The sequence below is a fragment of the Streptomyces sp. V2I9 genome (genome assembly GCF_030817475.1).
Taxonomy (GTDB): domain Bacteria; phylum Actinomycetota; class Actinomycetes; order Streptomycetales; family Streptomycetaceae; genus Streptomyces.
The window spans coordinates 57,424-68,385 of record NZ_JAUSZJ010000003.1; the positions used below are offsets into that span (position 1 = coordinate 57,424).

Sequence of the window (10,962 nt, forward strand, 5' to 3'; positions counted from 1 at the left end):
TTCTCCACGGGCTCAGGCATCGTCTCGGTCGGCGTTCAGCGCCATGTCGATCAACGCGTCGGCGTCCAGTTCGTCGATCGAGTCGCCGTCAGGGGTCGGGGCGGGTGTGTCGTCGGTGCCGTCGGCCAGGCGCAGGAGGGTGTCCATCAGGCCCTCCGCGCGTAGTCGGGCGATCGGAATGGTCGCCAGTGCGTTGCGGACGGCGTCCTCTGCCTGCTCGGTGGGCTGGGGTCCGGCGGCCGGTTCGTCGTCGGCGATGCCGAGTTCCGAGGCGAGGTGGGCGGCGACGCCGTGGGGGTTGCGGTGGTTGAAGGCCAGGCTCACCGGCAGCCGCAGTCCGGTCAGCGCGCTCAGCCGGTTGCGCAGTTCGACCGCGGTGAGCGAGTCGAGGCCGAGGTCCTTGAATGCCTGTCCGGCCTCGATGACCTGTCCGTCCCGGTGGCGCAGGACCGCCGCGGCCTCGGTGCGGACCAGGTCGAGCAGGATCTGACGGCGTTGCCGGGGCGGTGCGGCGGTCAGGCGGGCAAGAAGTGCGGACGTTCCGTCGGCGTTCCGTCCGTCGGCCGTCTCCGGGGCCGGGTCGTCCAGGAATGCGGTGATCAGCGGGCTCGGCCGGGTGGCGGTGAACGCGGGTCCGAAGACGTCCCAGTCGATGTCGGCGACGACCAGGCCGTCCTCCTGCCGGTCGATGGCTTGTGCCAGGGCCCGTACGGCGAGTTCGGGTTCCATCGGGAGAACCCCGAGGCGCCGGAGCCGGTCGGCGCCCGGGGAGGCGGCGAGGCCGCCGCCGGCCCAGGAGCCCCAGGCCACGGAGGTTCCGGTCAGGCCGAGTCGGCGGCGGTGCGCCACCAGTGCGTCCAGGAAGGCGTTGCCCGCGGCGTACGCGCCCTGGCCTCCGCCGCCCCAGACGGCGGCGCCGGAGGAGAACACGACGAACTGCTCCAGGTTCATCTCGCGGGTCAGTTCGTGCAGGTGGCGTGCGCCGGTGACCTTGGGGCCGAGCACGGTCTCGAGGTGGTCCGTGTCGATCTCGTCCAGTGCGGTGACGCCGTCGACGCCGGCGGCGTGCAGGACCGCGGTCAGCGGCCACCGCGCGGGCACCGCCGCCAGTACCTCGGCCAGCGTGTCCCGGTCGGTGACGTCGCAGGCGGCCAGGGTGACCGCCGCTCCGAGTGCGGTCAGCTCGTCCGCCAGGTCGCGGGCTCCGTCGGCGCTCTCGCCGCGGCGGCCGAGCAGCAGCAGGTGCGGTGCGCCCCGGCGGGCCAGCCAGCGGGCCGCCTCGGCGCCGATGGCCCCGGTTCCGCCGGTGACGAGCACCGTTCCGGTGGGGGTCCAGGCGGGGGGTGCGGGCTGGGTGGTGTCGGTGTCGCGGGGGGTGCGGACGAGCCGGCGGGCGGATGTTCCGCGGTCGCGGATCGCGAGCTGGTCCTCGTCGGCGCCGCCGGCCAGGATCGCGGTCAGCAGGTCGCCCGCGGTGCTGTCGGGGGTGGGCGGGGCGTCGATCAGACCGCCCCAGCGGTCGGGGTGTTCGAGTGCGGCGACCCGGCCCGCGCCCCAGACCGCGGCCTGGGCGGGGTGCTCGACGGGTTCGCCTTCGTGGGTGGAGACAGCTCCGTGGGTCAGCGTCCACAGGGGGGCGGTGATGCCCGCGTCGCCGAGCGCCTGGGTCAGCGTCACGGTGGCGGCGACTCCGGCGGGCACCGTGGTGTCCGGGAGCGCGGTGTCGGCCGCGGCGATGAGCGACAGGACGCCGGAGAGGGGTTCCCGGTGGCCGGTGGTCTCCTTCAGGCGTGCGGCGAGGGTGTCGCGGTCCACGCCGGGGGCGTCGGCCTCGAACTCCACGACGTCGGCGCCGGCGGCGCGCAGCGCGGTGGTGGCCCACTTCGTCAGTTCGCAGGCCGGGGGGACGACGGCCAGCCAGGTGCCGGAGAGCCGGCCGGTGGCGGGGAGTCCGGCCGGCGGGGACCATACGACCCGGTAGCGCCAGGTGTCGATGGTCGTGTCCTGGCGGCGTCGGGTACGCCAGGAGGAGAGTGCGGGCAGGAGGGCGCCGAGCTCGCGGGAGGATTCCAGTTCCAGGGTGCCGGTGAGTTCGGTGAGGTCGCCGCGTTCCACGGCGTCCCAGAAGGCGGTTTCCTCGGTGTCGGCGGTCGTCGTCTCATGGGCGGCCGCTGCGGGTTCGAGCCAGTAGCGTTCGTGTTGGAAGGCGTAGGGCGGGAGTTCGACACGGTGTCCGGCCGGGAGGACCGAGGCCCAGTCCACGTCCGCACCCGCGACCCAGGCCTCGGACAGCGCGGTCAGGAAACGCTCCCCACCACCCTCACCACGACGCAGCGAACCCACCACCACCACATCCGCACCCACCGCCTCGGCCGTCTCCTGCACACCGACCGCCAGAACCGGATGAGGACTGCACTCCACGAACACCGACCGCCCATCGGCCAGCAACGCACGCGTCGCATCCTCGAACCGCACCGTCGAGCGCAGATTCTCGAACCAGTACCCCGCACCCATCGACGCCGTATCGACCACACCACCCGTCAACGTCGAATACAACGGCACCCCGCACGACACCGGCACCACACCCGCAAGATCCGACAGGATCCGCTCCCGCAACTCCTCCACCTGCACCGAATGCGACGCATAATCCACCGGAATACGGCGAGCCCTCACCCCCCGCACCTCACACAACCCCAACAACTCCTCCAACGCCTCCGCCCCACCCGACACCACCGTCGACCCCGGACCGTTGGCCGCCGCCACCGACAACCGCCCACCGAAACCACCGATGAGCCCCTCCACCACCACCCGGCCCTCCGCGACCGACACCATCCCCCCACCACCGGACAACGACACGATCGCCCGGCTCCGCAACGCCACCACCCGCGCCCCGTCCTCCAACGACAGACCACCCGCCACCACCGCCGCAGCGATCTCCCCCTGCGAATGACCCACCACCGCCGACGGAACCACCCCACACGCCCGCCACAACCGCCCCAAAGACACCATCACCGCCCACAACACCGGCTGCACCACATCCACCCGGCCCAGCAGACCCTCATCACCACCCTCCATCACCTCCAGCAACGACCAGTCCACCCACCGCCCCAGAGCCCTCTCACACTCCACCAACGACTCCCGGAACACCCCCGACCACCCAGCCAGCTCACGCCCCATCCCCACCCACTGCGAACCCTGACCCGGAAAGACGAACACCACTCCACGCCCGCCGGCGGCCACTCCGCGCACGGAGCCGGCGGTCGTTGCGTCGATCACGGAGTTCAGGCCTTCCACCGCGGCGTGACGGCCGGTGGCCAGCACCACCGCGCGGTGTTCCAGCGCCGCCCGTGACAGCAGCGAGCAGCCCACGTCGGCCAGTCGGGGTGCGGGCTCGGCCGCCAGGAGGTCTTGCAGGCGGTCCGCCTGGGCCGACAACGCACCGGCCGACTTCGCCGACAGGACCAGTGGGACCGGCCCGGAACCCTCGGGCTCCGGCGCCCCGGCACGCACCTGCTCCGGGTCCGGCTGTGGCTGTGGCTGTGGCTGTGGCTGTGGCTGTGGCTGTTCGATGATCACGTGGGCGTTGGTGCCGCTCATCCCGAACGACGACACCCCCGCACGGCGCGCACGGCCCGTCTCCGGCCACGCCCGCGACTCCACCGCCAGCCTCACCCCACCGGCCGACCAGTCCACATGCGACGTCGGCTCGTCGACGTGCAGGGTGGCCGGAACGGTCCCGGCACGCAGGGCCTGCACCATCTTGATGACGCCCGCGACGCCGGCGGCCGACTGGGTGTGGCCGATGTTCGACTTCACCGAGCCCAGCCACAGCGGCCGGTCCTCGTCACGCCCCCGGCCGTAGGTCGCCAGCAGCGCCTGCGCCTCGATCGGGTCACCCAGCCTGGTCCCGGTGCCGTGCGCCTCCACCACGTCCACATCGGTCGCCTCGAGGCGTGCGTTGGCCAGGGCCTGGCGGATGACGCGTTCCTGGGACGGGCCGTTGGGGGCGGTCAGCCCGTTGGACGCGCCGTCCTGGTTGACCGCGCTCCCCCGCACCACCGCCAGGACCTCGTGGCCCAGACGTTCGGCGTCCGAGAGCCGTTCCACCAGGAGCAGGCCGACGCCCTCGGACCAGCCCGTGCCGTCCGCCGCCTCGGCGAACGCCTTGCACCGGGCGTCCTCGGCCAGCCCGTCCAGGCGGCTGAACTCGCTGAAGACCCCGAAGCCCGCCATCACGGTCACACCGCCGGCCAGGGCCATGTCGCACTCGCCGTTGCGCAGCGCCTGCACCGCGAGATGGACCGCGACCAACGACGACGAGCACGCCGTGTCCACGGTCACCGCGGGCCCTTCCAGGCCGAACGTGTACGCCACCCGGCCGGAGAGGACGCTGGTGGCGCCGCCGGTGAGCTGGTAGCCGGCGGCGTCCTCCGGGAGTTCGCTGTCGAGGCCGTAGTACGAGGAGGCGGCGCCCGCGAACACGCCGATCGGCTCACCGGCGACCGCCAGGGGGTCGATCCCCGCCGCTTCGAACGCCTCCCACGCGCTCTCCAGCAGCAGCCGCTGCTGGGGGTCCATCACCAGCGCCTCGCGCGGGGAGATGCCGAACAGGGCGGCGTCGAACCCGGCCACGTCGTCGAGGAACCCGCCGAGCGGCGCGTAGGGCAGGGATGCCGTGTCGATGTCCCAGCCTCGGTCGGTCGGGAAGTCGGTGATGGCGTCCTGCCCGGAGCGGACGAGCCGCCACAGGTCGGCGGGTGACCGCACGCCGCCGGGCAGCCGGCACGACATGCCGACGATCGCGATGGGCTCGTCGCGGTCGGCGGCGCCGGTGCGCACCTGGTGTGCGGGCCCCCGCTCGCCGACGAGTTCGGCGCCGAGGTGGCCGGCGAGGGCGGCGGGGGTGGGGTGGTCGAACAGCAGGGTCGCCGGCAGGCGGAGCCCGGTGGCCGCGTTGATGCGGTTGCGCAGTTCGACGGAGGTCAGCGAGTCGAATCCGAGTTCCTTGAAGACCCGGTCCGGGGCGACCGCGTCGGCGCCCGTGTGGCCGAGGACGGTTGCGGCCTCGGCGCACACCAGCCCGGTGAGCAGGCGGTGCTGTTCGGCGGCGGGGAGTGCGGCGAGGCGTCCGGCGAGGCCCGATCCGCCGGCGGCGGCGGCGGCGGTGCGGCGTGCGGGGGCGCCCACCAGGCCGCGCAGCAGTGCGGGCAGGGGGCGCAGGGTGCGGGCGGCGGACCGGTCGAAGCGCAGCGGGAGCAGGTGGGGCAGGCCCGTGGTGTGGGCGGCGTCGAAGAGGGCGAGCCCTTCGTCGGCGGAGAGTGCGCCGCCGACGCGGGTGGCGCGGGCGAGGCCGGTGGTGTCGAGGCCGCCGCTGATGGCGCTCTCCTCGGCCCACAGGCCCCAGCCGAGCGCGGTGGCGGTGAGTCCGCGGGTTCGGCGGTGCTGGGCCAGCGCTTCGAGGAAGGCGTTGGCGGCGGCGTAGTTGGCCTGGCCCGGCGAGCCGAAGGCGGAGGACGCGGAGGAGTAGAGGGCGAACAGGGCCAGGTCGTGGTCGGCGGTCAGTTCGTGCAGGGCGAGCGCGGCGCGGGCCTTGGGGCGCAGTACGCCGGTGATCCGCTCGGGTGTCAGTGTCTCGATGACGCCGTCGTCGGCGACGCCGGCCGCGTGGACGACTCCGGTGAGCGGGTGTTCGGCGGGGAGGGTGGCCAGCAGGGCGGCCAGTTCCTCCCGGTCGGTGACGTCGCAGGCCGCCACGTGTACCTGTGCGCCGAGGGCGTGGAGTCGTTGCACGAGTTCGGTGGCGCCGGGGGCGTCGGGGCCGCTCCGGCTGGTGAGGACCAGGTGCCGGACGCCCCGGTGTTCGACGAGGTGCCGGGCCAGCAGTGTTCCCAGGGTGCCGGTGCCTCCGGTGATCAGGACCGTGCCGTCGGGGTCGAGGGCTCGGGGCAGCATGAGGATGTTCTTGCCGACGTGGCCGCCCGAGCCGACGTGCCGGAGGACTTCTGCTGCCTGCCGGACGTCCCGGGCGCGGGTGGGCAGCAGGGTGAGACGGCCGGTGCGGAACAGGTCCAGGATCTGGAGCAGCATGTCCTGCAGGCGGTCCGGTCCTGCCTCGCCGAGGTCGAAGGAGCGGTAGTGGCGGTCGCCGAAGGAGTCCGGGTCGCGCAGGTCCGCCTTGCCCATTTCCACGAAGCGGCCGCCGGGGGCGAGCAGTCGTGCCGAGGCGTCGACGAACTCGCCTGCCAGGGCGTTGAGGACGACGTCCACGCCGCGTCCGCCGGTGCGCTCGGTGAAGACGGCCTCGAAGTCCAGGTCGCGCGAGGAGGCGAGGTGCGCCGTGTCCAGGCCGGTCGCCGCCCATTTCGCCGGTGAGGCCGTCCCGTACACCTGGGCGCCCACGTGCCGGGCGATCTGTACGGCGGCCATGCCCACGCCGCCGGCGGCGGCGTGGACCAGCACCGATTCACCGGCGGTCAGTCCTGCCAGGTCGACCAGCGCGTAGTAGGCCGTCAGGAAGGCCATCGGTACGGAGGCCGCGTCCGCGTAGGTCCATTCGCGGGGTATCGGCGCCACCATCCGCCGGTCGACGACGGCCAGCGGCCCGAAGCCGCCCTCGAAGAGGCCGAAGACGCGGTCTCCCGGTGCGAGGTCGGTGACGCCGGGGCCGGTTTCGACGACGGTTCCCGCGGCCTCGGATCCCATGAGGGCCGAGGGGTCCGGGTACTGTCCGAGCGCGATCAGCACGTCGCGGAAGTTGACCCCGGCCGCCCGCACCTCGACCCGTATCTCACCGGGTGCCAGTTCCGCGGTCGCTTCGGTGGCGGGGGCGAGGGTCAGGTCGCGCAGGGAGCCGGAGGCGGGGTCGGGGGTGAGGCGCCAGGCCCGGGTGTCGGGTACGGCGAGGGCGCCGGATGCCGAGGCGCGGGCCAGCCGGGGGGCGAGGAGGGTGCCGGCGCGCAGGGCGAGCCAGGGTTCGTCGCCGTCGGCGAGCGCGGCGAGCAGGCCGGGGTCGGGGTCGGTGTGGGTGTCCAGCAGGACGAACCGGTCGGGGTGCTCGGCCTGCGCGGAGCGTACGAGGCCGCCGACGGCCGCCCCGGCCAGGCCGGTGACGTCGTCGCCGGGTGCCGCGGCCACGGCAGAGCGGGTGACGAGCGCGAGACGGGATGCGGTGAATCTCTCGTCGGCCAGCCATGCCTGGATGCCGGCCAGGGCCTCGGTGACGGCGGTCTCGGTGTCCGTGTGGGTCAGGGGCCATGCGACGACATCGGGTGCGGTGCCGGAGAAGCCGGCCAGGAAGGCGCCGAGGCCGCCGGTGACCGTGGCGAGGGAGCCCCGCCGGGCCGGTACGGGCACGGGCGTCCAGTCGAGGGTGAACAGCGAGTCGTCGTGGCGCGGGCGGGTGGTGGTCGCGGGCCGCAGGGTGAGCGTCTCGACCGTGGCGACGGGGGCGCCCTCGGGGTCGCTGATCCGCAGGGTCCAGGTGTCCGTGCCGGTGGGTGCGAGGTGGACGCGGGCGCGGACGGCACCGGTCGCGTGCAGGGTGGCGCCTTCCCAGGCGAAGGGCAGCCCGGCCCGGTCCGGGTCGAGGCCGGTGAGGTGCAGCGCGGCGTCGAACAGGGCGGGGTGCAGGGCGTAGCGGGCTGCCTCGCGGTGGGCGGCTTCGGGCAGTTCGACCTCGGCGTAGAGGTCGTCGCCCGCCCGCCAGGCGGCCTTCAGCCCCTGGAAGACGGGGCCGTAGGCGAAGCCGGCGTCGGTGGCGCGCCCGTAGAAGCCGTCGAGGTCCACCGGTTCGGCGTCCGGCGGCCGTGTTCCCGCGGCGCCGGTGGTACCGGCGGGTGAGGCCGTGAGGAGGCCGACGGCGTTGGCGGTCCATTCCTCCTGGCCGTCGGGGCGCGAGTGGATCTCCAGGCGGCGGGTGCCGTCCTCGCGTTCGGCTCCGGTGCTGACCTGGATCTGTACGCCGCCGCGCGGGGGCAGCGCGAGGGGTGCGGTGAGGGTGAGGTCCTCCACGGTGGGGCAGCCGACGTGTTCGCCGGCCTGCCAGGCGAGTTCGAGGAACGCGGTGCCGGGGACGAGGACGCTGCCGAGGATCGTGTGGTCGGTGAGCCAGTGGTGTGTGGCGGCGGAGAGCCGGCCGGTGAGCAGGACCCCTCCCCCGGCGGCCAGGGACACGGCGGCGCCCAGCAGGGGGTGTCGTGCCGCGCCGAGCCCGGCGGAGGTCAGGTCGCCGGAGCTCAGCTTGGCGCCGGGCCAGTACCTCTGCCGCTCGAAGGGGTAGGTGGGGAGCGGGACGCGGCGGGCGCCCGCGGCGCCGAGCGGTGCCGACCAGTCGACGGGGGTGCCGTGCGCGTGGACGCGGGCGATGCCGTGCAGCAGTGACGTGGCCTCGTCCTGGCCGGGGCGCAGGGTGGGGACGGTGGTCGTGTCCTCGATGATGTGGGGGACGAGGGCGGACAGGGAGGTGTCCGGGCCGAGTTCGAGGAAGCGGGTGGCGCCGGATGCGTGGGCCCGGCGGACGGCGTCGGCGAAGCGGACGGGCTCGACGATCTGCCGGACCCAGTACGCGGGGGTGGCCGGGTCGCCGGGGGCGGTGGGCAGGATCGGGATCGTGGGGGTGCGGTAGGTCAGCGACCGGGCGACGGCGGCGAACTCGTCGAGCATCGGCTCCATGAGGTGCGAGTGGAACGCGTGGGAGACGGCGAGTCGTTTCACGCGTACGCCTTGGGCCCGGAACCGCTGCTCCAGTGCGGTGATCGCGTCGGCGTCCCCGGACACGGTGACCGAGGTGGGTCCGTTGTCGGCCGCTGTGCCGACCCCGTCGGGCAGGGTCAGCCCGTCCTCGGCTGCTTCGACGGCGAGCATCGCGCCGCCCTCGGGCAGGGCGTCCATCAGCCGGGCGCGTGCTGACACCAGGGTGCAGGCGTCGTCCAGGGAGAGCACTCCGGCCACGTGGGCGGCGGCGAGTTCACCGATCGAGTGGCCCACCAGCATGTCGGGGGCCGTGCCCCAGGACTCCAGCAGGCGGAACAGTGCCACCTCGAGGGCGAACAGGGCGGGCTGGGTGTACGCGGTGCGGGCCAGGGTCTCGGCGTCTTGCCCGAACAGCACGTCTTTCAGAGGTCGTTCGAGGTCGACGTGGGCGCATACGGTGTCGAGCGCCTCGGCGAACACGGGGAAGGCGTCGTACAGTCCTCGTCCCATTCCGACGCGCTGGGCGCCCTGCCCCGAGAAGAGGAACGCGGTGCGTCCGGGGGTCGCCGTGCCGGTCTGTGCCTGCGGCGGGGCGCCGCCCTCGGCGAGGGCGGCGAGGGCCTGGAGCGCGTCGTCGCGTCCTGCCGCCAGGACGACGGCCCGTGCGGCCAGGGACGCGCGGGTGGTGGCCAGGGAGTGGCCGAGGTCGGCCAGGCGTGCGTCGGGCCGTTCGTCGAGGTGGGTGCGGAGCCGGGCCGCCTGTTCGCGCAGGGCGTGCGGGGTGCGGGCGGAGAGCGGGAGGGGGATCAGCGGCGGTTCGGCGGCCGTGGGTGCGGGTGCGGCCGGGGCGGGCCCGGTCTCGGGTGCCTGTTCCAGGACGGTGTGGGCGTTGGTGCCGCTCACTCCGAACGAGGAGACGGCGGCGCGCCTGGTCCGGTCGGGGCCGGGCCAGGGCCGGTTCTCGGCGAGGAGCCGGACGTCGCCGGCCGACCAGTCGACCTGCCGGGTGGGCTCGTCGGCGTGCAGGGTGCGGGGCAGCACTCCGTGCCGCAGTGCCATGACCGTCTTGATGACGCCGGCGACGCCGGCGGCGGCCTGGGTGTGCGCGATGTTGGACTTCACCGAGCCGAGCCACAGCGGGCGGTCGGCGGGGCGGTTGCGGCCGTAGGCGGCCAGCAGGGCCTGTGCCTCGATGGGGTCGCCGAGCCGGGTGCCCGTGCCGTGCGCCTCGACCAGGTCGATGTCGGAGGGGGCAAGGCCGGCGGAGGCCAGTGCGTCGCGGATGACCCGCTGCTGGGAGGGGCCGTTCGGGGCGGTGAGCCCGTTGGAGGCGCCGTCCTGGTTGAGGGCCGATCCGCGTACCACGGCCAGTACCTGGTGGCCGTTGCGTACGGCGTCCGAGAGCCGTTCCACGAGCAGCACGCCGACGCCCTCGCCCCAGCCGGTGCCGTCCGCGCCGTCGCCGAACGCCTTGCACCGGCCGTCGGCCGCCAGTCCCCGCTGGCGGGAGAACTCGACGAACGCGGCAGGTGTGGCCATGACGGTGACGCCGCCCACGAGCGCCATGGTGCACTCGCCTCCGCGCAGCGACTGCACGGCCAGGTGCAGCGCCACCAGGGACGCCGAGCAGGCGGTGTCCACGGTGAGGGCGGGGCCTTCCAGTCCGAAGGCGTACGAGAGGCGTCCGGACAGGACGCTCGCGACGGCGCCGGTGGCGAGGTAGCCCTCGGCGGCGGCCGGGTCGGCGGCGAGTGCGGTGGCGTAGTCCTGGCCGTTGGTGGCGGCGAACACGCCGATCCGGCTGCCGCGTACGGACCCGGGGGCGATGCCGGCTCGTTCGAAGACCTCCCAGGAGGTTTCCAGGAGCAGGCGTTGCTGCGGGTCCATGGCGAGGGCCTCGCGCGGCGAGATCTCGAAGAGCCCGGCGTCGAACGCGGCGGCGTCGTGCAGGAATCCGCCTTCGTGACCGTAGCTGCCGCCGGGCCGCTCGGGGTCGGGGTCCAGCAGCGCGTCCAGGTCCCAACCCCGGTCGGTGGGGAAGGGTCCCACCGCGTCACGGCCCTCGGTGACCAGCTGCCACAGCTGTTCGGGGGTGCGGACGCCGCCGGGGAAGCGGCAGGCCATGGAGACGATGGCGATGGGCTCGGTGTCCCGTTCCCGCTGTTCGCGCAGTTCCTGGTGCGCCTGCCGGAGCTCGCCCGTGACGAACTTCAGGTGGTCGAGCAGCTTCTCTTCGTTCGTCATCAGAGCGACTCCCAGCGGGCAGGACCG

Annotated in this window: 1 protein-coding gene; it reads right to left on the minus strand. The window is 74.0% G+C overall.

Going from position 1 to position 10,962, the window contains the following annotated elements; translation table 11 throughout:
• Positions 1–12: 12 nt before the first annotated feature.
• Positions 13–10,935: a type I polyketide synthase gene (locus QFZ71_RS30125; protein ID WP_307671665.1), complete on the minus strand. Its 10,923-nt coding sequence runs from the start codon at positions 10,933–10,935 to the stop codon at positions 13–15.
• Positions 10,936–10,962: the final 27 nt, after the last annotated feature.

What these genes read in the sequence shown, in the direction of transcription:
- QFZ71_RS30125 (WP_307671665.1), bottom strand. Translation starts at nt 10,935, where the DNA reads ATGACGAACGAAGAGAAGCTGCTCGACCACCTGAAGTTCGTCACGGGC.